We start from the raw sequence: 23,818 nt of genomic DNA on the forward strand, positions 1-23,818 counted from the left end.
GATGACGTGGCGACGCTTGGCGCGCTGGGTCGCCTGGGTGGGCGGCTCCGGCCTGGGCGTTCTGCTCTTGAGCCTGGGGACGCTGTGCCTGACCTCGGGCTGCAGTTCGGTGGGCTACCTCTGGCAGTCGGCGGGCGGGCACCTCAGCCTGCTGCACAGCGCCCGGCCGGTGAACGACTGGGTGCAGGACCCGCAGACCGATGCCGCCTTGCGCGAGCGCCTGCAGCTGAGCCAGCGCATGCGCGACTTCGCCATCCAGGAGCTGGACCTGCCGGACAACCGCAGTTACCGCCGCTATGCCGACCTGCACCGCGGTGCGGCGGTGTGGAACGTGGTGGCGGCGCCCGAGCTCTCGCTCACCCTGCAGACCTGGTGTTTCCCGGTGGTGGGCTGCGTGGGCTACCGCGGCTACTTCGACGAGGCGGCGGCCCAGACCGCTGGCGACGCCCTGCGCACCGAGGGGCTGGAGGTCAGCGTCTACCCGGTGCCGGCATACTCCACGCTGGGCATGAGCAACTGGCTGGGGGGCGACCCGCTGCTCAACACCTTCATCCGCTGGCCCGAAGGCGAGCTGGCCCGGCTGATCTTCCACGAGCTGTCGCACCAGGTGGTCTATGCCGCGGGCGACACCGCCTTTAACGAGAGCTTTGCCACCACGGTGGAGCAGATTGGGGCCCAGCGCTGGTTGAACCGCTTTGGTGATGAGGCCGCCCGGCGCGAGTACGCGGCGCTGGAGCAGCGGCGCCAGGACTTCCGTGCCCTGACCGGCCGCACGCGGGCGGCCCTGCTGGCGCTGTACGCCAGCCCGCTGGGCGACGAGGCCAAGCGCCAGCGCAAGGCGGCGCTGTTCGCGCAGATGCGGGCCGACTACGCCGCGCTGCGCGACGGCCCCTGGCAGGGCTTTGCCGGCTACGACCGCTTCTTTTCCCAGGCCAACAACGCCTCGTTGGGGGTGCTGGGGGCCTACCTGCAGTGGGTGCCGGCCTTCCAGGCCCTCTTCCTGCAGGAGGGGGAGAATTTCCCCCGTTTCTATGCCGCCGTGCAGCGGCTGGCCGACCAGCCCAAGCCGGAGCGCGAACGGGCGCTGCAAGCCCTCATGCCGGCCGCCGCCGCCTCTGCCGCCACCTCCAAGGAGCCATGACATGTCCGATCTGAAGATGCACCGCGACCACCAACTGGGCCTGGAGCGGGCCCGGCAGGTGGCCCAGGACTGGGCCGGCTACGCCGAGAAGAAGCTGGACATGCGCTGCACCGTGCAGCGCGGCAGCGACTGCGACGTGATCGAGTTCAACCGCTCGGGCGTCAAGGGCACGCTGACCGTGACTGCGGACCGCTTCGACCTGCAGGCCCAGCTGGGCCTGCTGTTCAAGGCCTTTGCCGGCAAGATCGAGGCGGAGACCGCCCGGATGCTGGACGAGGCCCTGGCCAAGGCCTCCGCAAAGAAGGCCTGAGCCGGCCAGGGCTGGCCCGGGCGCCTGGCCGTGGCGCTCAGTCTTTGAGCGATTCGATCAGGTCGATGTAGGCCTGCTTGGCCTGGTCGCCGGTCTGGCCCTTCAGGTTGGACCAGGCGTCCCACTTGGCGCGGGCCACGAAATCCATCATGCCCGGGCGCTCGCCCTGCACATCGCCCTCGGTGGCCTGCTTGTACAGGGCGTAGATCTTCAGCAGGGTCATGTTGTCGGGCTTCTCCGGCAACTGCTTGCTCTCGGCCACGGCGGTCTGGAACAGGGTGGTCAGGTCGGACATGGTCGTCTCCAAAAGTGAATGAACGTTCGTTCTGATCTTACCCAGTCCGCCTGGCCTGACCGCGCCCTCAACCACTGAAGTCTTCCATCCCGCTCCCGGTTCAGCCCGTGGCCAGGCTGCGGGCCGCGGGGGGAGTGGCTGGCGCCATTGCCGCTGCCGGGCCGGGTGTTGCCAAGGGCGGACCTTCCGGACCTGACTCGGCAGCCTGGCGCAACCGCGCCAGGGTGTCGCGCGCCGTCGGCGTGAGGCAGGGGGCCAGCAGGCCCATGGCCCGTCCCACCCCCTCGGCCAGGGTCTGCGGGGCCTGGGACGCCTCCAGGGCCAGACGCGGGGCCCGGGCGAAGGCGAAGTTGTGCCAGCCGTTGAGCACCAGCACCAGGGCGGTGGCCAGGTCGTCGATCTCGGCCGGGGCGATCTGCGCATCGCCGCCATGCACCAAGCCTTCCAGCAGTGCGCGCGCGGCGGCGGTCTGGCGGGCCATCATGGCCTGCACCCGTTGCTCCAGTTGCCGGTTGCGGCTGAGCAGTTCGTTGAGGTCGCGCAGCAGGAAGCGGTATTGGTGAGCAAGTGCCAACTGCGCCTGCACGCATTGCCAGGCTTCGTCCACATGGCGCACGGCCGGGGCCTGGGCCAGCACCGCGTCGAGCGCCGCCAGGTCATCGGCCAGCAGGGCGTCCAGCAGGGCGTTCTTGGTGGCGAAGTGGTAATGCAGGTTGCCCGGGCTGATGCCCAGCTCGGCCGCGATGCGGGTGGTCGAGATGTTGGGCTCGCCGAAGCGGTTGTACAGCGCCCGCGCCGCCTCGAGGATGCGCTGGGGGGTGCGGCGGGGCGGTTTGGCAGCCATGGCCAAGTCAATCTAGCACCCGGACATGTCGTGGGCCCTTGGCAGTCTCCCTAGAATCGCGCCCATGCCCGCCATCAGTTTCCAGGGCGTCACCAAGGTGTACCAGGGAGGGCAGGGCCCGTTCCGGGCCCTGGATGGCGTCAGCTTCGACATCGCCGAAGGCGAGTTCTTCGGCCTGCTGGGTCCCAACGGGGCCGGCAAGACCACCCTCATCAGCATCCTGGCCGGCCTGGCCCGGGCCACCGAGGGGCGGGTCACCGTCATGGGGCACGACGTGGTCAGCGACTTCGCCCAGGCCCGCCACGCCCTGGGCATCGTGCCGCAGGAACTGGTGTTCGACCCCTTCTTCTCGGTGCGAGAGACCCTGCGCATTCAGAGCGGCTACTTCGGCGTGCGTCACAACGACGACTGGATCGACGAGGTGCTGGCCGGCCTGGGCCTGGCCGACAAGGCCAACGCCAACATGCGCCAGCTCTCCGGGGGCATGAAGCGCCGGGTGCTGGTGGCCCAGGCCCTGGTGCACCGGCCGCCGGTCATCGTGCTGGACGAGCCCACCGCCGGCGTGGACGTGGAGCTGCGCCAGACCCTCTGGCAGTTCGTGGCCCGCCTGAACCAGCAGGGCCACACCGTGCTGCTGACCACCCACTACCTGGAAGAGGCCGAGGCCCTGTGCGGGCGCATCGCCATGCTCAAGCGTGGACAGATCGTGGCGCTGGACCGCACCAGCAACCTGCTGCACGCGGCCGGCGGCAGCATGCTGCGCTTCAAGACGGACGACGCCCTGCCGCCCGCGCTGCAGGCCCGCGCCCGCGTGACCGGCCGCATCGCCCAGGTGAGCGCGCGCGACGCCGCCGACGTGGAGGCCGTGCTGGCCCAGCTGCGCGCCGCCGGCGTGCGGGTGGAGGACCTGGAGATCGGCCGGGCCGATCTGGAGGACGTGTTCCTGGCCATCATGCAGGGCACGGCCACGCCGGCGCCCGCCCCGCGCCAGGAGGTGCCCGCATGAACGCCCCTGACCGCCTGCTGCCGGCCCGCCCCGAGCCTGAATTCGGCCCGCTGGCCGGCGCCCGCACCCTGTTCTACAAGGAAGTGCTGCGCTTCTGGAAGGTCAGCTTCCAGACCGTGGGTGCGCCGGTGCTGACGGCGGTGCTCTACCTGCTGATCTTCGGCCACGTGCTGGAGGACCATGTGAAGGTCTACGGCCAGATCGGCTACACCGCCTTCCTGATCCCTGGCCTGGTGATGATGAGCGTGCTGCAGAACGCCTTCGCCAACACCTCGTCCAGCCTGATCCAGAGCAAGATCACCGGCAACCTGGTGTTCCTGCTGGTCACGCCGCTGTCGCACTGGGCCTGGTTCCTGGCCTATGTGGGCGCGGCCATCGTGCGGGGCCTGGTGGTGGGCCTGGGAGTGCTGGTCGTCACCGTCTGGTTCGGCCCGCCCGGCCTGGCGCAGCCGCTGTGGGTGCTGGCCTTCGCGCTGCTGGGGGCGGGGTTGATGGGTTCGCTGGGCCTGATCGCCGGCCTGTGGGCCGAGAAGTTCGACCAGATGGCGGCCTTCCAGAACTTCCTGGTCATGCCCATGACCATGCTGGCCGGGGTGTTCTATTCGGTGTCCACGCTGCCGCCGTTCTGGCAGACGGCCAGTCACTTCAACCCCTTCTTCTACATGATCGACGGCTTCCGTCACGGCTTCTTCGGCGTCAGCGATGTCTCGCCCTGGATCAGCCTGGCGGTGGTTGGACTGGCCTTCCTGGCGGTGTCGGCGGTCACGCTGCGCCTGCTCAAGTCCGGCTACAAGATCCGGAATTGAGCTTCGAGTGACGGTGGCGCAGGCATATCGGCGATAATCCGCCCATCATGGCCAATCCCACCCCTGCCCAGATCCACGCCTACATTGCCGCCGGTCTCGGCTGCGATCACCTGGACGTGCAGGGTGACGGCCAGCATTTCTACGCCACCATCGTCTCGCCCGAGTTCGAAGGCCTGTCGCGCGTGCACCGCCACCAGCGGGTGTATGCCGCCCTGGGCGAGCGCATGCGCGCCGAAATCCACGCCCTTTCGATGAAGACTCTGACCCCGGCCGAATGGGCCGCCCAGGGTCCTGCCGCCGCGCTGCAGGCGCCGGCCGAACACCGCCATTGACCCTCTCCCGCGGTCCGGACCGTGGGTGATGGGTGACGTCGCGGTGGCGATGGACCCCTTCCCATGCCCCCAGGTTCGGACGGCCCATTCCCCGACCAGAGCACCCCTCATCATGGACAGACTTCTCATCCGCGGCGGCCAGCCTCTGCACGGCGAAGTGACCATCTCCGGCGCGAAGAACGCAGCCCTGCCCGAGCTGTGCGCGGCGTTGCTGACGGCCCAGCCCGTCACGCTGAGCAACGTGCCCAAGCTGCAGGACGTGGCCACCACCCTGAAGGTGCTGCGCCACCTGGGGGCCAGCGCCGAACGTGATGCTGAGCGGCCGGACGTGGTGCGCATCGACGCCGGCACCGTCCACTCCACCGAGGCGCCTTACGAGCTGGTCAAGACCATGCGCGCCTCCATCCTGGTGCTGGGGCCGCTGCTGGCCCGCTTCGGGGCGGCCAAGGTCTCGCTGCCCGGCGGCTGCGCCATCGGCTCGCGGCCGGTGGACCAGCACATCAAGGGCCTGCAGGCCATGGGCGCGGAGATCACCGTGCAGCACGGCTACATCCAGGCCCTGGCACCCCAGGGCGAGGCGGGCCTGCGCCGCCTGCGCGGCGCGCGCATCACGACCGACATGGTCACCGTGACCGGGACCGAGAACCTGATGATGGCCGCGGCCCTGGCCGATGGCGAGACCATCCTGGAGAACGCGGCGCGCGAGCCCGAGATCCCCGATCTGGCCGAGATGCTCATCAAGATGGGCGCGCAGATCGAAGGCCACGGCACGCACCGCATCCGCATCTGGGGTGTGGAGCGCCTGAACGCGCCCGAGGGCGGCCACCGCATCGTGCCCGACCGCATCGAGGCCGGCACCTTCCTGTGCGCGGTGGCGGCCGCCGGCGGCGACGTGGTGCTGCGCGACGCCCGCGCCACCCACCTGGACGCGGTGATCGACAAGCTGCGCGAGGCCGGCATGACCATCACCGCGGGCGAGGACTGGATCCGCATCCAGGCCACGGCGCGGCCCAAGGCGGTCAGCTTCCGCACCACCGAGTACCCCGGCTTCCCCACCGACATGCAGGCCCAGTTCATGGCCGTCAACTGCGTGGCCGAAGGCGCGGCGCGGATCGCCGAGACCATCTTCGAGAACCGCTTCATGCACGTCAACGAGCTGATCCGCCTGGGCGCGCAGATCGTCGTGGACGGCCACACCGCCATGGTCACCGGGGTCGAGCACCTGTCGGGCGCCACTGTGATGGCCACCGACCTGCGGGCCTCGGCCAGCCTGGTCATTGCCGGCCTGGTGGCCGAGGGCAGCACCACGGTGGATCGCATCTACCACCTGGACCGCGGCTACGACCGCATGGAAGACAAGCTGCGCGCCATTGGCGCCAACATCGAACGCGTGAGCGAAAGGACCGGCGCATGATCACGCTGGCGCTGTCCAAGGGACGCATTTTCGAAGAGACCCTGCCGCTGCTGGCGGCCGCGGGCATCACCGTCACCGAGGACCCGGAGAAGAGCCGCAAGCTCATCCTGCCGACCAACCAGCCCGATGTGCGGGTGGTGCTGGTGCGGGCCACCGACGTGCCCACCTACGTCCAGTACGGCGGTGCCGACATGGGCGTGGCCGGCAAGGACGTGCTGCTGGAGCATGGCGGCGAGGGCCTGTACCAGCCGCTGGACCTGAACATCGCCAAGTGCCGCATGAGCGTGGCGGTGCGTGCCGACTTCGACTACGCCACCGCCGTGCGCCAGGGTTCGCGCCTGCGCGTGGCCACCAAGTACACCCATGTGGCCCGGCAGCACTTCGCCGACAAGGGCATGCATGTGGACCTGATCAAGCTTTACGGCTCGATGGAGCTGGCCCCGCTGACCGGCTTGGCCGATGCCATCGTGGACCTGGTCTCCACCGGCAAGACCCTGCAGGCCAACCACCTGGTCGAGGTCGAGCAGATCATGGAGATCTCCTCCCGCCTGGTGGTCAACCAGGCCGCGCTCAAGCTCAAGCGCACCCGCCTCAAACCCCTGATCGACGCCTTCGCCTCGGCCATCCAGCCCTGAATCCCCCGTCCGCCGGACCCTTGCCATGACCGCCCTGAACCTGCGCCAGCTCGCCACCACCGCCGCCGACTTCGAGAGCGAATTCGCCCGGCTGCGACACTGGTCCGCAGACACCGACGCGGCCATCGAGCAGCGGGTGGCCGACATCCTGGCCGACGTGCAGGCCCGGGGGGACGCCGCGGTGCTGGACTACACCGCCCGCTTCGACGGCCTGAGCGCCGACAGCGTGGCGGCGCTGGAGCTGACCCGCGAGGAGCTCAAGGCGGCCTTCGAGGCCATCACCCCGGCCCAGCGCAGCGCGCTGGAAGCCGCCGCCGCCCGCGTGCGCAGCTACCACGAGCGCCAGCTGGCCGCCAGCGGCCAGAGCTGGAGCTACCGCGACGAGGACGGCACGCTGCTGGGCCAGAAGGTGACGCCGCTGGACCGCGTGGGCATCTACGTGCCCGGCGGCAAGGCCGCCTACCCTTCCAGCGTGCTGATGAACGCCATCCCCGCCCATGTGGCCGGCGTGGGCGAGATCATCATGGTGGTGCCCACCCCCAGGGGTGAAAAGAATGCGCTGGTGCTGGCCGCGGCCTATGTGGCCGGCGTGACCCGCGCCTTCACCATCGGCGGCGCCCAGGCCGTGGCCGCGCTGGCCTACGGCACGGCCACCGTGCCGGCGGTGGACAAGATCACCGGCCCGGGCAATGCCTATGTGGCCAGCGCCAAGCGCCGCGTCTTCGGCCAGGTCGGCATCGACATGATCGCCGGCCCCAGCGAGATCCTGGTGCTGGCCGACGGCAGCACGCCGCCCGAGTGGGTGGCGATGGACCTGTTCAGCCAGGCCGAGCACGACGAGCTGGCGCAGAGCATCCTGCTGTGCCCGGACGCCGCCTACCTGGACCGCGTGCGCGCCGAGATCGAGCGCCTGCTGCCCACCATGCCGCGCCAGGCCGTGATCCGCGCCAGCCTGGAAGGCCGTGGCGCGCTGATCCACACCCGCTCGATGGAAGAGGCCTGCACGATCAGCAACCGCATCGCGCCGGAGCACCTGGAGGTCTCCAGCGCCGAGCCGAACCGCTGGGAGCCGCTGCTCAAGCATGCTGGCGCCATCTTCCTGGGGGCCTACACCAGCGAGAGCCTGGGCGACTACTGCGCCGGCCCCAACCACGTGCTGCCCACCTCGGGCACCGCGCGCTTCTCCTCGCCGCTGGGCACCTACGACTTCCAGAAGCGCTCCAGCCTGATCGAGGTCAGCGCCGAAGGCGCGCAGATCCTCGGCCCCATCGCCGCCGAGCTGGCCTATGGCGAGGGCCTGCAGGGCCACGCCCAGGCCGCCGAACTGCGCCTGAAGAACCGCGGTTGAAAGGGATCCGACGATGAGCCGCTACTGGAGTGAGATCGTCCGCACGCTGACCCCTTACGTGCCGGGCGAGCAGCCGAAGATCGACGGGCTGGTCAAGCTCAACACCAACGAGTGCCCCTACGGCCCCAGCGAGAAGGTGCTGGCGGCGATTGCCGGGCAGAACAGCGAGGCCCTGCGCCTGTACCCGGACCCGCAGGCCAGCGCGCTGAAGGCGGCCATCGCCCGCCGCCACGGCCTGGCCGAGAGCCAGGTCTTCGTCGGCAACGGCTCTGACGAGGTGCTGGCCCACATCTTCATGGGCCTGCTGCGCCACGCCGCGCCGCTGCTGTACCCGGACATCAGCTACAGCTTCTACCCGGTCTACGCCAAGCTCTACGGCATCGCCACGCGGGCCATCCCGCTGGCCGAGGACTTCTCGCTGCGGGTGGATGACTACCTGCAGGCCAGCCGTGAGCAGGGCGGCAATGGCGGCATCATCTTCGCCAACCCCAATGCACCCACCGGCATGCCGCTGCCGCTGGCCGAGATCCGCCGCCTGCTGCAGGGCAACCCTGATTCGGTGGTGGTGGTGGACGAGGCCTATGTGGACTTCGGCGCCGAATCGGCCGTGGGCCTGATCGCCGAGTTCCCGCAGCTGCTGGTGGTCCACACCCTGTCCAAGTCGCGCGCCCTGGCCGGCCTGCGGGTGGGCTATGCGATGGGCCAGGCCGACCTGATCGAGGCCCTGACCCGCGTGAAGGACAGCTTCAACTCTTATCCGCTGGACCGCCTGGCCATCGCCGGTGCGGTGGCCGCGATCGAGGACGAGGCCTGGTTCGAGGCCACCTGCCGCAAGGTCATCGCCACCCGCGAGCGCATGGTGGCCGGCCTGCAGACCCGTGGTTTCCAGGTGCTGCCCTCGGCCGCCAACTTCGTGTTTGCCCAGCGCCCCGGCAGCGACGGCGCGGCCCTGGCGGCCGGCCTGCGCGAGCGCAAGGTGCTGGTGCGCCATTTCCGCGCGCCCGAGCGCATCGCGCCCTTCCTGCGCATCAGCGTGGGCACCGAAGCGCAGACCGATGCGCTGCTCGCGGCGCTGGACGCCATCCTGGCCTGACCCCCGACCCCACTTTCGGAGCACCCCGCCATGCGCACCGCCCAGGTTTCCCGCAACACCCAGGAGACGAAGATCAGCGTCTCGCTCAACCTGGATGGCACGGGCCAGTCCAAGTTGGCCACCGGCATCGGCTTCTTCGACCACATGCTCGACCAGATCGCCCGCCATGGCCTGATCGACCTGGAGATCACCGCCGAAGGCGATCTGCACATCGACGGCCACCACACGGTGGAGGATGTGGGCATCACCCTGGGCCAGGCGGTGGCGCAGGCCGTGGGCGACAAGAAGGGCATCAGCCGCTACGGCCACAGCTATGTGCCGCTGGACGAGGCGCTCTCGCGCGTGGTGGTCGATTTCTCCGGCCGCCCGGGCCTGGCGATGGACGTGAAGTTCACGGCCGGCATGATCGGCGCGCTGGACACCCAGCTGGTGTTCGAGTTCTTCCAGGGTTTCGTCAACCATGCGGGCGTGAGCCTGCACATCGACAACCTCAAGGGCCACAATGCCCACCACCAGTGCGAAACCATCTTCAAGGCCTTTGGCCGCGCACTGCGCATGGCATTGACGCCGGACCCGCGCTCCGCGGGCGTGATTCCGTCCACCAAGGGATGTCTCTGAGATGAGCCGCCGCACCGTCGCCGTTGTCGATTACGGCATGGGCAACCTGCGCAGCGTGTCGCAGGCCGTGATGCATGTGGCCGCCGACAGCGGGCTGGAGGTGATCGTTACCGCCCGGCCCGAAGAAGTGCGCGCCGCCGAGCGGGTGGTGCTGCCGGGCCAGGGCGCCATGCGCGACTGCATGCGTGAACTGCGCGATTCCGGTCTGCAGGAAGCCGTGCTCGAGGCCGCGGCGAGCAAGCCCTTGATGGGCGTGTGCGTGGGCATGCAGATGCTGCTGGACCATTCCGAAGAGCAGGACACGCCGGGCCTGGGCCTGATCCCGGGCCGGGTGCTGCGCTTCCGCCTGGAAGGGCGGCTCCAGCCCGATGGCAGCCGCTACAAGGTGCCGCAGATGGGTTGGAACCGGGTGACGCAGTGTTCACCGGGCGGCGTGCGCCACCCGGTGTGGGGCGAGGTGCCCGATGGCGCCTGGTTCTATTTCGTGCACAGCTATTTCACCCGCCCGGATCAGGCGGCCCATACCGCGGGTGAAACCGAATATGGCGAGCGCTTTACCTGCGCGGTGGCCCGGGATAATATTTTCGCCACGCAGTTCCACCCCGAAAAAAGCGCCGCGCACGGTCTGGCCCTGTATCGCAATTTCCTGCACTGGAACCCCTGAGACGTTTGCCCGAGCTTCGCCGGTTTTCGGCGACCTCGAACCCAGCCCGCGGTTTCTGCTCCAAATTCCCTACTCGCGCTCCCCGAGCCATGCTGCTGATCCCTGCGATCGACCTGAAAGACGGTCAATGTGTCCGCCTCCAACAGGGCGACATGAATGCTTCCACCACCTTTGGCGAGGACCCGGCCGCGATGGCCCGGCGCTGGCTGGAGGCGGGCGCGCGCCGCCTGCATCTGGTGGATCTCAATGGCGCCTTCGCCGGCAAGCCGGTCAATGAGGGGGCCATCAAGGCCATCCTGAAGGAGGTCGGGGACGAGATCCCCGTCCAGCTGGGGGGCGGCATCCGCGACCTCGACACCATCGAACGCTACCTCGATGACGGCCTGAGCTACGTCATCATCGGCACCGCCGCGGTCAAGAACCCCGGTTTCCTGCGCGATGCCTGCACCGCCTTCGGCGGCCACATCATCGTGGGCCTGGACGCCAAGGACGGCAAGGTCGCCACCGACGGCTGGAGCAAGCTGACCGGCCACGAGGTGGTGGACCTGGCCAAGAAGTTCGAGGACTACGGGGTCGAGGCGGTGATCTACACCGACATCGGCCGCGACGGCATGCTCACCGGCATCAACATCGATGCCACCGTGAAGCTGGCCCAGGCGCTGTCCATCCCCGTGATCGCCTCGGGCGGCCTGTCCAACATGGCCGACATCGAGGCCCTGTGCGCGGTGGAGGGCGAGGGGGTCGAGGGCGTGATCTGCGGCCGCTCGATCTACACCGGCGCGCTGGACTTCTCGGCCGCGCAGCTGCGCGCCGACGAGCTGGGCGTCTGAAGCCCCTGCGGGCCGGGCCGCAGGGCCCGGTCGCTGCCGGCCTGCCAGTGGGCCGGCAACCTCTTTACCGCAGCGCGCGCATCCAGGCCGCGCAGCGGCACCGCCACATCGGCCGGGATGGCTTGGTGGGCCAGCAGCGCCTCGTAGCGCAGGGCACTCACCCGCAGGAAGGACGCGAAATTTCCGGCCTCCCCGCGGGCCGCGATCAGCTCGTCGTAGAGCTTCTCGATCAGCTGCACCACGGTCAGCCCGTCTCGCCGGGCGATCTCGTCCAGCACGTCCCAGAACAGGTGTTCCAGCCGGATGCTGGTGACCACTCCGTGCAGGCGCACGGAGCGGGTCCGGCTCTCATAGCTGAGGGGATCGGCGCCGATGAAGATCTCGCACATGGCCAGCCTCGCAAAGCATGGGGACGGAGCCGCCACTCTAGGGCAGCGTGCGCGTCCCCGCCATCGGGTCAGGTCTCGATGCGGGTGCCCAGCACCGCCAGGAACTGGCCGATCCAGGCCGGGTGGGCGGGCCAGGCGGGGGCGGTCACCAGCTTGCCGTCGGTGATGGCGGCGTCCACCGGGATGCCGCAGTACTCGGCGCCGGCCAGTTCCACCTCGACCTGGCAGGCCGGATAGGCCGACACGCGGCGGCCCTTGAGCAGACCGGTGGCGGCCAGCAGCTGCGCGCCATGGCAGACCGCGGCCACCGGCTTGTCGGCGGCCAGGAAGTGGCGGGTGATCTCGACCACCCGGGCGTTCATGCGCAGGTATTCCGGCGCCCGGCCGCCCGGGATCACCAGCGCGTCATAGGCCTCGGGCTTCACCTCGGCGAAGCTGGCGTTGAGCGTGAAATGGTGGCCCGGCTTCTCGCTGTAGGTCTGCGCGCCTTCGAAATCGTGCACCGCGGTGTGCACCCAGTCGCCGGCCTTCTTGTCCGGGGCCACCGCATGCACGGTGTGGCCCACGGCCTGCAAGGCCTGGAAGGGCACCATGGTCTCGTAGTCCTCGGCGTAGTCGCCGCACAGCATGAGGATCTTCTTGGGCATGTCTGTCTCCTGTTGGGCCGGACGCCATGTGCGTCCGTGGGGAGCATTCTTGGCATCACCAGACCCAGGGGGTAACAGCCGGCTGTGCAGACGCGAGGGAAGTGGTTCAGCGCCCGAAGAGATCCTTCAGCGACAGGCGCCGTGTCGCCGATGCCGTGGGCCTTGTCCACGGTGCCGCCCACCTGGTGGACCTGGTCCTGCACCGTGGTGGGGTCGGCCCCGGTCCGGGGGGCCGTGGTCGGTCGGGCGCGGCCTGCCTCTTTGCTGTTGTCGACCAGCGGCTGGCCGGCGCCACGCCCCAGGGCGGTCAGGCGGCCCGGGGGGATGCCGTGACGGCTGACCAGCGCGCCGTTCACCGCCTGCGCTCGCGCGGCGGACAGGGCCAGGTTGCCGTCCTCGCGCCCGATGTCGTCGGTGTGGCCGATCACGCCGATGCGCGGGCCGGGCTTGTCCTGCAGCACCTGGGCCAGCTCGGCCAGGGTGGCGCCCGCGCCGGGCTTGAGCTGGCTCTTGCTGCTGGCCGCGAGGTGCTGATCGTCCAGTCCCCAAGGGCTGAGACGGAGGTCCCGGGCTCATCGGCCCGCGCACGGCGTGGGGCGGCACCTGCGACAATCGCCCCATGCTTGCCAAACGCATCATTCCTTGTCTGGACGTCACCGGCGGCCGGGTCGTCAAGGGCGTCAACTTCGTCGAACTGCGCGACGCCGGGGATCCGGTCGAGATCGCAGCCCGCTACAACGAGCAGGGCGCCGACGAGCTGACCTTTCTGGACATCACCGCCACCAGCGACGGCCGGGACCTGATCCTGCACATCATCGAGGCGGTGGCCTCGCAGGTCTTCATCCCGCTGACGGTGGGCGGTGGCGTGCGCACCGTCGAGGACGTGCGCCGCCTGCTGAACGCCGGGGCCGACAAGGTGAGCTTCAATTCCGCCGCGGTGGCCAAGCCGCAGGTCATCCGCGACGCCTCGGACAAGTACGGCGCCCAGGCCATCGTGGTGGCCATCGACGCCAAGCGCCGCACCGGCGACGACCTGGCCGTCCGCGGGCCGGGCTGGGACGTCTACACCCATGGCGGGCGCAAGAACGTCGGCCTGGACGCCGTGGCCTGGGCCCGGCAGATGGCCGAGCACGGCGCTGGCGAGATCCTGCTGACCAGCATGGACCGCGACGGCACCAAGATCGGCTTCGACCTGGAACTGACCCGTGCGGTCAGCGACGCGGTGCCGGTGCCGGTGATCGCCTCGGGCGGCGTGGGCGCGCTGGAGCATCTGGTCGAAGGCATCCAGGTCGGCGGCGCCGACGCGGTGCTGGCGGCCAGCATCTTCCACTACGGCACGTTCACGGTGGCCCAGGCCAAGGCCCGACTCGCCGAGGCCGGCGTGCCGGTGCGGCAGTGAGGCCGGCTCAGCGACCGGCGCCGCGGCCCGCCGCTGGCGGTCGGCACGCGGTGCGCATCATCGGTGGCCAGTGGCGGCGCAGCCTGCTGCCGGTGGCCGACCGCCCGGGCTTGCGGCCCACGCCCGACCGGGTGCGCGAGACCCTGTTCAACTGGCTGGGCCAGGACCTCTCGGGCTGGCGCGTGGTGGATGCCTTTGCCGGCTCCGGCGCCCTGGGCTTCGAGGCCGCTTCGCGCGGCGCGGCCGAGGTGCTGCTGCTGGAGCAGGACCCGGCCCTGGTGGCCTCGCTCAATGCCTCGCGCGAGCGGCTGAAGGCCCAGACGCTGCGGGTGCAGCGCGCCGATGCCATCGCCTGGCTGCGCGCGGCGCCTGCGGCCTCGCAGGAACTGGTGCTGCTGGACCCGCCGTTTGCCGCCGGTCTGGCCCAGCCGGCCCTGGCCGCCGCGGTGCGGGCGGCGGTGCCGGGGGGCTTCGTCTATCTGGAGGCTGGCGAGCCGCTGCCGGCCGAACTGCCCCCGGGTCTGACGCCGTACCGCCAGGGCCAGGCCGGTGCCGTGCACTTCGCGCTGCTGCAGAAAGAGGAGACACCATGAGCGACGACCATGATCCCGTGATTGCCGTCTACCCCGGCACCTTCGACCCGATGACGCTGGGACACCAGGACCTGGTGCGGCGGGCGGCCCGCCTGTTCGACCGCCTGATCGTGGCGGTGGCCGCCGGCCACCACAAGCGCACCATGTTCACACTGGACGAGCGCCTGGGGCTGGCCCGCGAGCTCTGCCAGCCCTACCCGAACGTCGAGGTGGTCGATTTCCGCGGCCTGCTGCGCGACTTCGTGGTGCAACGCGGCGGCAAGGTGGTGGTGCGCGGCCTGCGCGCGGTCAGCGACTTCGAGTACGAGTTCCAGATGGCGGGCATGAACCGTCAGCTGATGCCCGATGTCGAGACCCTGTTCCTGACCCCCAGCGACCAGTACCAGTTCGTCAGCGGCACCTTCGTGCGCGAAATTGCCAGCTTGGGCGGTGATGTTTCCAAGTTCGTGGCACCCTCGGTGCTGGAACGACTCAAGGACCGCGTGGCCCAGCCCAAGGACGTCTGACATGGCCCTGATGATCACGGACGAGTGCATCAACTGCGACGTCTGCGAACCCGAATGCCCCAACCAGGCCATCTCGATGGGCGAGACGGTCTATGTGATCGATCCTGCGCGTTGTACCGAGTGCGTGGGGCATTTCGGCGAACCCCAGTGCGTGCAGGTCTGCCCGGTGGAGTGCATTCCGGTGAACCCGGCCCACGTCGAGACGCGCGAGCAGCTGCAGCGCAAGTACGAAGAGCTGCAGGCGCAAAGCGCCGCAACCGCGGGCAGCACGGCCTGAGGGTTGTTCAGCGGCCGCTGCGGGCCGCTGCGCTGGCCGGCAGCGGCTGGCGGGCGCTGTCGGCCTGGGCGGTCGGGCTGCTGGCCGGCAGGCTCGCATAGGCAGCCAGGGCCTTGCAGCGGGTGGCGGTCCGTCGGGTTCGGCGGGCTTCGGCTTCGCTGACCATGCCGGCATGGCGCACCGACGACCCGGTGCAGTCCGGGGTGCGACCCGCACTGGCCGCCGAAGCGGCTGCAGCCGACGTCGAGCGGGTCCCGCCCTGGTGTGCCGTTCGCTCCTCCCGCCGCGTCTTGGCCAGGGCCTTCTCGCGGGCCAGCCGGTCTTCCGTCATGCCCTCGGCCCATTGGCGGGTGGCTGCCGCCCGTTCCTGGGCGGCCTGCACCTCGGCCGGGCTGGGGCCGGCGGGTACCTCGACCGCCTTGCCGCCTTCGCAGGGCGTCTGCTGATAGGTCTGGCCACAGCGGTAGACCGTGGCCTGGGCATCTGCGCTGAATAGCAATGTCAGCATGCCCAGCAGGAAGATGTCGCGTGTACGAAGGGCAGTGTTCAAGGTGTCTCGGGCGGTGAAGGGACGGTGGCCGTCCCTTCGATGCCCGGCCCGGCGGGGCGGGCCGGCTTGGGGCGCGGCGGCTTGGCGTGGATCTTCATCATCGCCTTGTCCATCGCACCGTCAAGCATCAGCTCCAGGCAGCGCAGCGATTCGTCCACCGTGTGATCGATGGACAGGCGCTCCACCGCCGGCGGCTTGCGCAGCACATAGGCCGCCACCTCGGCCTTCACGCCCGGGTGACCGATGCCCAGTCGCAGGCGCCAGAAATTGGGCGAGCCCAACTGGGCCTGGATGTCCTTGAGCCCGTTGTGACCGCCATTGCCGCCACCCTGCTTGAGCTTCATCTGGCCCGGCGGCAGATCGAGCTCGTCGTGCACGACCAGGATCTCCTCCGGCGCGATCTTGAAGAAGCGCGCCAGCGGGGCCACCGACTTGCCCGAGAGGTTCATGTAGGTCATGGGCTGCAGCAGCCAGACCGGGCCGGCCGGCCGGTTCACCCGGGCCACCAGGCCGTGGTAGGCACGGTCGGCCTGCAGGCTGCCGCCCAGTTGGCGCACCGCCCGGTCCACCCACCAGAAACCGGCGTTGTGGCGGGTGTCCTCGTATTCCGGCCCGGGATTGCCCAGGCCCACGATCAGTCGAATCATGGGGCGGGATTATCCCCGCCGCCGGCCATGGGCACCGGGTGCAGGGCCTGGCGGGCGCCGGCCAGCAGGGCCGCGCCGATCTGGTCCATCAGGCCGTGGCGCGAGACTTCGCCATCCTCGCCGCTGAGCTTCCATTGGTGCCAGTACAGGGTCACGTCCAGGTGGACCTCCGGCAGCACCGGCAGCAGGGCACCGCTGGCCAGCAGAGGTCGGGCCAGCAACTCCGGCAGGACCGATACGCCCCAGCCCATGGCCGCGGCGCGGGCCACGGCCTCGCTGCTGGGCACGAAGCGCTCCCTGAGCTGGGGATCCCGCACCCCGAAAGCCTTGGCGACCCACTCGGTCTGCATGTCGTCCTTGCGGTTGAAGGTGACGAAGGGCAGCTGGGCGAAGTTGCGCCGGTTCAAGCCCTGGGGCAGGTGCCGGGCCACGAAGGCCGGGCTGGCGGCCGCCACATAGCGCATGGCCCCCAGGGCCTGGCAGGCGCAGCCGCGCAGGGCCTGGGCGACGGTGCTGACGCAGCCCAGCACCTCGCCCTGGCGCAGCCAGTCGTGGGTGAAGTCCTGGTCGTCGACGATCAATTCGACGCCGAAGCCTTCCTGCAGGCCGCGTTGCACCAGCGGGTCCAGGGCCGGCAGCACCCAGGTGGCCAGGCTGTTCGGGTTGACGGCGATCGGCAGGCGCTCGTCACGGTTCAGGGTGGCACCCAGTTCGCGCGCGGCGTCGGCGCGCAGCACCTGCATCTGCCGCGCATAGCGCAGCAGCACCTTGCCGGGTTCGGTGAGGCGCAGCGGCCGCTCGCGTACCACCAGCACATGGCCGACATTGCTTTCCAGCGAGCGCAGGCGCTGCGAGACCGCCGACTGGGTGATGTGCAGCAGCTGTGCGGCACCGTCGAAGCTGCCGGCCTCGGCCAGGGCGGCCAGGCATTCCAGGCCGGCGGGGTCCAGGGCATTCATGGGGCTGATGTGTTCATCGAGACATCAGCCAGCCTAATGCTGTTCGGCGCTGCGAGGGTGCGCCGGGCATAAAAAACCCCGCCGCAGCGGGGTTTCGGGGCGACCGGCCCGTCGGCCGGTAACCGGGGCAGATTACTTCTTGCCCTTCTTGCCCTTCTTGTCGTCGGCGGCCGGCGCAGCAGCCACGACGATTTCTTCTTCCTTCGGCTCGGTCACGGTCACGACGACCGGGTCCTTGCTGCCGTGCTTGACCAGCTTGGAACCGGCCGGCAGCACCAGCTCGGACGCGTGCAGGCTCTTGCCCTTGACCATGCCGGACAGGTCCACGGCGATGAACTCGGGCAGCTGAACGGCCAGGCACTCGATCTCGACTTCGGTGGTGACGTGGTCGACCAGGCACTTGTCGGTCTTCACGGCTTCCGATTCTTCTTCGCCGGAGAAGTGCAGCGGCACCTTCTTGCGCAGCTTGGTGGTGTCATCCACGCGCTGGAAGTCGATGTGCAGGATCTGCTGCTTCCAGGGGTGCACTTGGTAGTCGCGCAGCAGGACCTTCTCGGTCTTGCCGTTGAGCTGCATCGACAGCACGGACGAGTGGAAGGCTTCCTTCTTCAGCGCGAAGAAGAGGGCGTTGTGGTCCAGCTCGATCATCGCGGGCTCACCGGCCCCGAAGACGATGCCGGGCACCTTGCCGGTGTTACGCAGGCGGCGGCTCGCTCCGGTCCCCTGCAGCTTGCGCTCGAAAGCGACGAATTCCATGACATTACTCCAATGAGTCGGGGCGCTCCGCGACCAGAGTCGCCCCATTTGAAAAGGCCGCCTCGGCAGATGCCTGGGCGGCCAGCGAAACGGATCAGAAGTTGTTGTTCTGTTCCGAGAAGAGGGAAGTGACCGACTCGCCGTCCGAGATGCGGCGGATGGTCTCGGCGAACAGGAAGGCCACCGACAGCTGGCGGATCTTGGGGCAGGCCTTGCCGGCGTCGTTCAGCGGGATGGTGTTGGTGATCACGACCTCGTCCAGGTGCGAGGCCTTGATGCGCTCGATGGCCGGGCCCGAGAACACCGCGTGGGTGCAGTAGGCGTAGACGTGCTTGGCGCCGCGCTCCTTGAGCACCTCGGCCGCCTTCACCAGCGTGCCGGCGGTGTCGATCATGTCGTCCATGATCACGCAGTTGCGGCCCTCGATCTCGCCGATGACGTGCATCACCTCGGAGACGTTGGCCTTGGGGCGGCGCTTGTCGATGATGGCCAGATCGCAGCCCAGCTGCTTGGCCAGCGCACGGGCGCGTACCACGCCGCCGACGTCCGGCGACACCACGACCAGGTCCTTGTAGGCCTTGGCCTTCAGGTCGGTCAGCAGCACCGGGCTGGCGTAGATGTTGTCGACGGGGATGTCGAAGAAGCCCTGGATCTGGTCGGCGTGCAGGTCCATGGTCAGCACGCGGCCCACGCCCACGGTTTCCAGCAGGTTGGCCACGACCTTGGCCGAGATGGGCACGCGGGTGGAACGCGGACGGCGGTCCTGGCGGGCGTAGCCGAAGTAGGGGATCACGGCCGTGATGCGGCGGGCGCTGGCGCGCTTGAGGGCATCGACCATGATCAGCAGTTCCATCAGGTTCTCGTTCGTGGGCGCGCAGGTGGATTGCACGACGAACACGTCACGGGCGCGGACGTTCTGCTGGATCTCGACGGTCACCTCGCCGTCGGAGAAGCGTCCGACCGACGCCTTGCCCAGCTCGGTGCCCAGGTGGGTGGCGATTTCTTGGGCGAGGGCGGGGTTGGCGTTGCCAGTGAAGAGAACGGTGTTGAACAGCACGGTGGGAGCTCCAGGGGGTGGGCAGGCTGTACGTGACGAAGACGAGCGTCTTGCGGTGCGCGGCCGCAGCACGCGCCACAGCCCACAAAGAACGACTGCGCCCTGAAGGCGCAGTCTGATTCTGATGGGTCACGCCACCGGGCGCGACAACAACAATGAAATTTGGCAGGGGAGGAAGGACTCGAACCCTCGCATGTCGGAATCAAAATCCGATGCCTTGACCAACTTGGCGACTCCCCTACACAGGACATGGCCCGAAAGCCACACCCGAAAACCTTTTCAGTTTACCCAATCTTCCAGTGGATGATTGGCCAAACCCCGACACATTCGCCCCACCCAACCTTCAGGCCAGGAGCCTTCCAGCAAGGTCGCCACAGGTGAAGTTCCTGCGTCGGTTTCACTCGCGTCATCACCACCGGCATCGGCAAACACAGCACTGCCAGAACCGGTCATGCGGCTGTTGCCGAACCGTTCTGCCAAGAGCCTTGCTGCCTGCTTCACGTCGGGGCACAAAGCCTCGGCGGCCGCTTGCAGGTCGTTGCGGCCCCAGAACGTTTCTTCCGACTTTTCAGTCGTCTGTCGCGTTTCGCGTTGCCGCTGCAACTCAGCGAGTAAGCCCGCAACTTTGACAGGCTTTGTATCTCTCGTCAAGAGCTCGCTTGAAAATATTTTCGGGGTCGGCAGTGCCGCCGCCGGTTTCAGCACCGCCCAGCGGCCCGCGGGCAGGTCGATCGGGGTCAGGATCTCGCCGATGCCTTCGACGAAGGCGGTGTGTCCGCCCAGGAAGAAGGGCACGTCCGCGCCCAGGGTGGCGCCCAGGCTCAGCAGCCGCTCGCGCGACCAGCGCAGGTCCCACAGCCGGTTCAGGCCCAGCAGCACCGTGGCGGCGTCGGAGCTGCCGCCGCCCAGCCCGGCACCCCAGGGCACCTGCTTGTCGATCGAGATGTCCACCCCCAGCGGGCAGCCGCTGGCCTGTTGCAGGGCGCGGGCCGCGCGCAGGCAGAGGTCTTCGGCCGGCAGGGCCGGGCCCAGGTCATGGCGCTGGATGCGGCCATCGTCGCGCCGCTCCAGGTGCAGGGTGTCCTGCCAGTTGATCAGCGTGAAGATCGACTGCAGCAGGTGGTAGCCATCGGCCCGCCGGCCGATGACGTGCAGGAAGAGGTTCAGTTTGGCGGGGGCGGGCAGGTCGTACAGCGCGTGCAGGCTCATGTCTTGGGCGCGGGAAGCAGGTGGCGGGCTCGGGTGCGCGGGGCCCGGGGGTCAGCGGTCCAGGCGGGCGCGCAGTGTGACCGCCGGCGGGCTGTCGCGGCGGGCCACCAGGGCGCCCTCGGTCTTCAGGGCATGGATGTCGACGGACCAGCCGAGTTGGTGGAAGCCTTGTGCCTCGGCCTCGTGGGGGGCGCCGTTCCAGGGGCGGCCCTGCAGCCAGGCCAGCAGGGCGCCCAGCGGGATGGCCTGGCCCAGTGCGTCCTCGGCCAGGGCTTCCAGGCTCGGGTAGTCGCGCGGGCCGTCCCCGGTCTCCAGCCGCACATGGTCGGCCTCCCAGGTGGCGTCGGCCACCACGGTGCCCAGCGGCGAGAGCAGGCGCAGATGGCCCTGGTGCGCATCGCCGCCCAGCTCGAAGGCGGCGCTGTGGGACTCGGCGGGCCGATCGCCCTCGGCAGCCACCGTCACCGCCAGCCGGCCGCTGTAGTCCACCGGCCCGCTCGGTGCGGTGGCGCAGCCCGCGAGCCAGCACAGGCCCGCGCCCAGCAGGGTGCGGCGCAGCCAGGCCGGCGCGGTCGCCATGGTCAGAGCTTCACCTTCAGGCGTTGCAGCGTCTCGCGCAGCGCCGGGTTGTCGCGTTCGCGCCGCTGCGCCTCACGCCAATAGCGCAGAGCCTCGTCGTGTCGGCCCAGGGCCCACAGCACCTCGCCCAGGTGGGTGGCCACCTCGGCGTGCGGGCGCGCCGCGTAGGACTGCCGGAGCAGTTTGAGCGCGTCGTCGGCCCGGCCCTGGCGGTAATAGACCCAGCCCAGACTGTCCAGGATGAAGGGATCGTCCGGCGCCAGGGAGACGGCCTGCTGGATCAGCTTCAGGGCCTCGTCCAGGCGCACGCCGCGCTCGGCCAGCGAGTAGCCCAGCGCGTTGTAGGCCTGGGCGTCGTCGGCCTTGAGCCGCATGACCTCGCGCAGCAGCGTCTCCATCGTGTCGTACTGCTTGAGCTGCTCGGCCAGCATGGCCTGCTCATAGATCAGGCCGCTGTCTTCCGGGGTCTGCTTCACGGCGCTGCCCAGCAGGTCGAAGGCGGCCTGCTGCCGCCCGGCGTCGCGCAGCACCTGGGTCTGGGCCAGCAGCCGCGCGCGGGCATCCGGGTTGCCGCGGGCGGCACCGTTCTTCACCAGGGCCAGGCCGGCATCGACCTGCCCCTGCCGCGCCATCAGCGAGGCCCGGCGCACCAGCAGCGCCAAGTCGGTGCGCTCGGGGGGCACCTTGTCCAGCCAGCGGGCGGCCTCCTTGAGATCGCCCAGCTGTTCATGCGCGTCGGCCTGGACCACACAGGCATAGTCATAGGTGCGGCGCAGCCTGTCGGCCTGGGTGTCCTCGTCGGCCGCAGCCCCTTCTTCGGCCGCCGGCGCCGCCTGCAGCGCGAAGTAGCGGTCCAGGGCCTGGATGCCCTCGCGCGGCTCCTGCAGCTCGGTCAGCAGCGCGCCCAGCGAGAGCCAGGCCTGGGCCATGTCGGGTTGCTGGGCCACGGCCAGACGGAGCTGGGCCACCGCATCCACCAGCCGCTGGCGCTGCTCCAGGCTTTGCACATAGGCCAGGCGCAGGGGTGCCAAGGCATCCGGGCGGGCGAGGTAGTCCTTCACCACCGTTTCGGCCTCCGGCTTGGGGCCCATCAGGTCCAGGGCCAGCAGCACCGGGCCGGCTGCAGCCGGATCGTCCTGGTGTGCCTGCTGCAGGTAGCTCATGGCCAGATCGCTCTGCTGGGCGGCCGCGGCCAGCCGGCCCAGCGAGGTGCGGGCGGCGGTGCGGGTGGCCGGCAGATCCAGGTAGGAGGCCAGGGCGGTCTGCCCCACGCTCAGTGCCTGGGCCTTGTCGTGCACTCCGGCCAGGAAGCGGGGCAGGCCGGCGATCACCGGGCTGCGTTCGGCCTCGGGCTGGCGTTCGATCAGCTCCTTGAGCGGGCCGGCCAGTTCGTCGAGCTTCTCGGTGGCCACCAGCAGCTGCACCTGGGTGCGCAGGGCTTCGATGGACTGGGGCAGGGTCTGGCGCCAGGCCTTGGCCGCCAGCAGCGCGCGGTCGCCCGAGCGGCCCTGCACCGCGATCTCGATGGCCCGCTGGAACACCGCGCCATCGCGCGAGCGGCGGGCGGCGTCGAGCATGACCTCGAAGCCGTCGGCCGGGTGACCGGTGGAAATCTCCATCTCGCCGAGCAGCAGCTCGTAGAACATGGGGGCATCCAGCCAGGAGTTGTTGACGGGCGCGGCCTCGGCCGCGGCGGGCGTCGAGGCGCTGGCGGCCGGCGCGGGGGCCGATCCGGGGGTCGATGGCGCCGCGGCAGCCGGTGCGGCCTGCGGTTGGGCCGGGGCCGACACGGCCAGGGCGCCCAGGGCGGCGGACAGCAGCCAGCCCGCCCCCAACCCGGCGCGGCCCAGCCAGCTGCGCGCCAGGGGCACAGGTTCAGCGTGCCCCGCGGTGGCAGGCGACAGGCGGCGGTTCACCGCGCGGACAAGACGTAGCTTCATCGTCACTCCAAAGGCCGGATGATTCTAGTGGCCGCCCCCGCGGCCCTGCCGGTGACTGCCGATAATGGCCGCCATGCCGGAATTGCCTGAGGTCGAGGTCACCCGTCGCAGCGTCAGCGCCCTGACCGGCGCGCAGCTGCGCGTGCTGGAACTGGGCAAGCCGCTGCGGTGGCCGCTGGGCATCGATCCAGCCGAGTTGACTGGCTGCGTGGCCGGCGAGTTCCTGCGCCGTGGCAAATACCTGTGGCTGCCGCTCAGCCGGCCGGACGGCCGCAGTGCCGGCGGGCTGCTGTGGCACCTGGGCATGTCGGGCTCGCTGGCCTGGCTGCCGCGGGCCGGCCCGCCCGGCAAGCACGACCATGTGGACCTGCTGACCGACCGCGGGGTGCTGCGGCTGACCGACCCACGCCGCTTCGGGGCGGTGGTCTGGTCGCCGGCCCTGGACCAGGCGCCGGCCGCCCGCCTGCTGGCCGGGCTGGGGGCCGAACCCTTCGACGAGCGCTTCACCGCGGCCGACTTCCACCGCGCCCTGCAGCAGCGCCGCTGCGCGGTCAAGCAGGCCCTGCTGGCCGGCGACATCGTGGTGGGCGCGGGCAACATCTACGCCAGCGACGCCCTGTTCGAGGCGGGCATCGACCCGCGCACGCCCTGTGACCGCGTCGGGCCGGTGCGGGCGGCCCGGCTGCTCGCCGCGATCCGCCGCGTGCTGGGCGAGGCCATCGCCGCCGGCGGCTCCACGCTGCGCGACTTCAAGGATGCCCACGGCAGCGTGGGCCAGTACCAGGGCCAGGCCCGGGTCTACGGACGGGCCGGCGAGGCCTGCCCGCGATGCGGGGCCACCATCCGCCGCATCGTCCAGGGCCAGCGGGCCACCTATTTCTGCCCCGGCTGCCAGCGGCGCTGAAGATGCCCGGGCACCCTCGGTGGTCCGAAATGCCGGGTTCGGACAGCTTTCATTCGCTTGCATTGACTTG

General features: G+C 69.8%; 29 protein-coding genes, 1 tRNA gene and 1 pseudogene. 17 read left to right on the forward strand and 14 right to left on the reverse strand.

Features of this window, described 5'->3' with window-relative positions; translation table 11 throughout:
* Position 1: 1 nt before the first annotated feature.
* Positions 2-1,141 (forward strand): aminopeptidase, encoded by a 1,140-nt coding sequence (locus LRM40_RS04030; RefSeq protein ID WP_151122763.1) that lies wholly within the window; start codon positions 2-4, stop codon positions 1,139-1,141.
* 1 nt (position 1,142) lies between these two features.
* Positions 1,143-1,451 carry a polyhydroxyalkanoic acid system family protein gene (locus tag LRM40_RS04035; protein WP_151122765.1) on the forward strand — a complete coding sequence of 103 codons (309 nt, stop codon included), beginning with the start codon at positions 1,143-1,145 and terminating at the stop codon, positions 1,449-1,451.
* Between the two features lie 37 nt (positions 1,452-1,488).
* Here the strand turns inward: LRM40_RS04035 and LRM40_RS04040 are convergent, their stop codons facing one another.
* Together LRM40_RS04040 and LRM40_RS04045 are read right to left on the reverse strand one after the other, a co-directional pair.
* Entirely contained in the window at positions 1,489-1,746 is a 258-nt protein-coding gene (locus tag LRM40_RS04040) for an acyl-CoA-binding protein (protein ID WP_151122767.1), read from the reverse strand.
* Positions 1,747-1,846: 100 nt separating this feature from the next.
* Positions 1,847-2,590, reverse strand: a complete 744-nt coding sequence (locus tag LRM40_RS04045) for a TetR/AcrR family transcriptional regulator (RefSeq protein WP_151122769.1) — start codon at positions 2,588-2,590, stop codon at positions 1,847-1,849.
* 64 nt (positions 2,591-2,654) lie between these two features.
* Here LRM40_RS04045 and LRM40_RS04050 point away from each other — a divergent pair, with 64 nt between their 5' ends.
* The 10 genes from LRM40_RS04050 (at position 2,655) to hisA (ending at position 11,336) form a co-directional block, all read left to right on the forward strand.
* Positions 2,655-3,596 carry an ABC transporter ATP-binding protein gene (locus LRM40_RS04050; protein WP_151122771.1) on the forward strand — a complete coding sequence of 314 codons (942 nt, stop codon included), beginning with the start codon at positions 2,655-2,657 and terminating at the stop codon, positions 3,594-3,596.
* A 50-nt stretch (positions 3,597-3,646) separates the two neighbouring features.
* Entirely contained in the window at positions 3,647-4,402 is a 756-nt protein-coding gene (locus LRM40_RS04055) for an ABC transporter permease (protein ID WP_151122845.1), read from the forward strand.
* A gap of 47 nt (positions 4,403-4,449) precedes the next feature.
* On the forward strand, positions 4,450-4,734 hold the full coding sequence (locus LRM40_RS04060; RefSeq protein ID WP_151122773.1) for a BolA family protein: 285 nt from the start codon (positions 4,450-4,452) through the stop codon (positions 4,732-4,734).
* Positions 4,735-4,846: 112 nt separating this feature from the next.
* Positions 4,847-6,148 (forward strand): UDP-N-acetylglucosamine 1-carboxyvinyltransferase, encoded by a 1,302-nt coding sequence (gene murA / locus LRM40_RS04065; protein ID WP_151122775.1) that lies wholly within the window; start codon positions 4,847-4,849, stop codon positions 6,146-6,148.
* The gene (gene hisG / locus LRM40_RS04070) at positions 6,145-6,783 is read left to right on the forward strand and encodes an ATP phosphoribosyltransferase (protein ID WP_151122777.1); all 639 of its coding nucleotides are present in this window, start codon (positions 6,145-6,147) and stop codon (positions 6,781-6,783) included. The genes murA and hisG overlap by 4 nt, the downstream gene beginning before the upstream one ends.
* 25 nt (positions 6,784-6,808) lie before the next feature.
* On the forward strand, positions 6,809-8,131 hold the full coding sequence (gene hisD, locus LRM40_RS04075; RefSeq protein WP_151122779.1) for a histidinol dehydrogenase: 1,323 nt from the start codon (positions 6,809-6,811) through the stop codon (positions 8,129-8,131).
* 13 nt (positions 8,132-8,144) lie between these two features.
* Positions 8,145-9,224, forward strand: a complete 1,080-nt coding sequence (hisC, locus tag LRM40_RS04080) for a histidinol-phosphate transaminase (protein WP_151122781.1) — start codon at positions 8,145-8,147, stop codon at positions 9,222-9,224.
* Between the two features lie 30 nt (positions 9,225-9,254).
* Complete coding sequence (gene hisB / locus LRM40_RS04085) at positions 9,255-9,842, forward strand: imidazoleglycerol-phosphate dehydratase HisB (protein WP_151122783.1); 588 nt, start codon at positions 9,255-9,257, stop codon at positions 9,840-9,842.
* 1 nt (position 9,843) lies between these two features.
* Positions 9,844-10,506 carry an imidazole glycerol phosphate synthase subunit HisH gene (gene hisH / locus LRM40_RS04090; RefSeq protein ID WP_151122785.1) on the forward strand — a complete coding sequence of 221 codons (663 nt, stop codon included), beginning with the start codon at positions 9,844-9,846 and terminating at the stop codon, positions 10,504-10,506.
* 89 nt (positions 10,507-10,595) lie between these two features.
* Entirely contained in the window at positions 10,596-11,336 is a 741-nt protein-coding gene (hisA, locus tag LRM40_RS04095; RefSeq protein ID WP_151122787.1) for a 1-(5-phosphoribosyl)-5-[(5-phosphoribosylamino)methylideneamino]imidazole-4-carboxamide isomerase, read from the forward strand.
* Here the strand turns inward: hisA and LRM40_RS04100 are convergent.
* The 3 genes and pseudogenes from LRM40_RS04100 to LRM40_RS21565 form a co-directional block, all read right to left on the reverse strand.
* Complete coding sequence (locus LRM40_RS04100) at positions 11,276-11,725, reverse strand: ribbon-helix-helix domain-containing protein (RefSeq protein WP_151122788.1); 450 nt, start codon at positions 11,723-11,725, stop codon at positions 11,276-11,278. The two genes, hisA and LRM40_RS04100, sit on opposite strands and share 61 nt — an antisense overlap.
* Positions 11,726-11,793: 68 nt before the next feature.
* Positions 11,794-12,372, reverse strand: coding sequence for a DJ-1/PfpI family protein (locus LRM40_RS04105; protein WP_022982413.1), 579 nt, complete (start codon positions 12,370-12,372; stop codon positions 11,794-11,796).
* 254 nt (positions 12,373-12,626) lie between these two features.
* Positions 12,627-12,914, reverse strand: a pseudogene (locus tag LRM40_RS21565) (OmpA family protein); the annotation flags it as partial.
* A 77-nt stretch (positions 12,915-12,991) separates the two neighbouring features.
* Between LRM40_RS21565 and hisF the strand changes: the two are divergent.
* Genes hisF through LRM40_RS04125 form a run of 4 tightly spaced genes read left to right on the forward strand, consistent with a single transcriptional unit; the run spans position 12,992 to position 15,147 of the window.
* On the forward strand, positions 12,992-13,771 hold the full coding sequence (hisF, locus tag LRM40_RS04110; protein ID WP_151122790.1) for an imidazole glycerol phosphate synthase subunit HisF: 780 nt from the start codon (positions 12,992-12,994) through the stop codon (positions 13,769-13,771).
* Positions 13,768-14,364: a 16S rRNA (guanine(966)-N(2))-methyltransferase RsmD gene (gene rsmD / locus LRM40_RS04115; protein ID WP_151122792.1), complete on the forward strand. Its 597-nt coding sequence runs from the start codon at positions 13,768-13,770 to the stop codon at positions 14,362-14,364. The genes hisF and rsmD overlap by 4 nt, the downstream gene beginning before the upstream one ends.
* Positions 14,361-14,870 (forward strand): pantetheine-phosphate adenylyltransferase, encoded by a 510-nt coding sequence (coaD, locus tag LRM40_RS04120; RefSeq protein WP_151122794.1) that lies wholly within the window; start codon positions 14,361-14,363, stop codon positions 14,868-14,870. Before rsmD ends, coaD begins: the two co-directional genes overlap by 4 nt.
* A gap of 1 nt (position 14,871) precedes the next feature.
* Entirely contained in the window at positions 14,872-15,147 is a 276-nt protein-coding gene (locus tag LRM40_RS04125) for a YfhL family 4Fe-4S dicluster ferredoxin (protein ID WP_151122795.1), read from the forward strand.
* Positions 15,148-15,154: 7 nt separating this feature from the next.
* Here LRM40_RS04125 and LRM40_RS04130 read toward each other — a convergent pair whose 3' ends face one another.
* The 9 genes from LRM40_RS04130 to LRM40_RS04170 all read right to left on the reverse strand — a co-directional run bounded on the left by LRM40_RS04130 (position 15,155) and on the right by LRM40_RS04170 (position 22,844).
* On the reverse strand, positions 15,155-15,697 hold the full coding sequence (locus LRM40_RS04130) for a DUF4124 domain-containing protein (RefSeq protein ID WP_151122797.1): 543 nt from the start codon (positions 15,695-15,697) through the stop codon (positions 15,155-15,157).
* Positions 15,694-16,344: an aminoacyl-tRNA hydrolase gene (gene pth / locus LRM40_RS04135; RefSeq protein ID WP_151122799.1), complete on the reverse strand. Its 651-nt coding sequence runs from the start codon at positions 16,342-16,344 to the stop codon at positions 15,694-15,696. Before pth ends, LRM40_RS04130 begins: the two co-directional genes overlap by 4 nt.
* Complete coding sequence (locus LRM40_RS04140) at positions 16,341-17,303, reverse strand: LysR family transcriptional regulator ArgP (RefSeq protein WP_151122802.1); 963 nt, start codon at positions 17,301-17,303, stop codon at positions 16,341-16,343. Before LRM40_RS04140 ends, pth begins: the two co-directional genes overlap by 4 nt.
* Positions 17,304-17,435: 132 nt before the next feature.
* A complete protein-coding gene (locus LRM40_RS04145; RefSeq protein ID WP_151122805.1) occupies positions 17,436-18,059 on the reverse strand; it encodes a 50S ribosomal protein L25/general stress protein Ctc in 624 nt (207 codons plus the stop codon).
* Between the two features lie 94 nt (positions 18,060-18,153).
* Positions 18,154-19,116 carry a ribose-phosphate pyrophosphokinase gene (locus LRM40_RS04150; RefSeq protein ID WP_151122808.1) on the reverse strand — a complete coding sequence of 321 codons (963 nt, stop codon included), beginning with the start codon at positions 19,114-19,116 and terminating at the stop codon, positions 18,154-18,156.
* A 163-nt stretch (positions 19,117-19,279) separates the two neighbouring features.
* Positions 19,280-19,356: transfer RNA gene (locus LRM40_RS04155), tRNA-Gln, on the reverse strand.
* A gap of 39 nt (positions 19,357-19,395) precedes the next feature.
* A complete protein-coding gene (ispE, locus tag LRM40_RS04160; protein ID WP_151122811.1) occupies positions 19,396-20,325 on the reverse strand; it encodes a 4-(cytidine 5'-diphospho)-2-C-methyl-D-erythritol kinase in 930 nt (309 codons plus the stop codon).
* Between the two features lie 51 nt (positions 20,326-20,376).
* Complete coding sequence (locus LRM40_RS04165; RefSeq protein WP_151122814.1) at positions 20,377-20,904, reverse strand: lipoprotein insertase outer membrane protein LolB; 528 nt, start codon at positions 20,902-20,904, stop codon at positions 20,377-20,379.
* Between the two features lie 2 nt (positions 20,905-20,906).
* Positions 20,907-22,844, reverse strand: coding sequence for a tetratricopeptide repeat protein (locus LRM40_RS04170; RefSeq protein ID WP_231067717.1), 1,938 nt, complete (start codon positions 22,842-22,844; stop codon positions 20,907-20,909).
* 73 nt (positions 22,845-22,917) lie between these two features.
* Here LRM40_RS04170 and mutM point away from each other — a divergent pair, with 73 nt between their 5' ends.
* Positions 22,918-23,748 carry a bifunctional DNA-formamidopyrimidine glycosylase/DNA-(apurinic or apyrimidinic site) lyase gene (gene mutM, locus LRM40_RS04175; RefSeq protein WP_151125485.1) on the forward strand — a complete coding sequence of 277 codons (831 nt, stop codon included), beginning with the start codon at positions 22,918-22,920 and terminating at the stop codon, positions 23,746-23,748.
* The last annotated feature ends 70 nt before the right edge of the window (positions 23,749-23,818 follow it).

Origin of the sequence: Ideonella dechloratans, from assembly GCF_021049305.1 — a bacterium.
Classification (GTDB): Bacteria; Pseudomonadota; Gammaproteobacteria; order Burkholderiales; family Burkholderiaceae_C; genus Ideonella; species Ideonella dechloratans.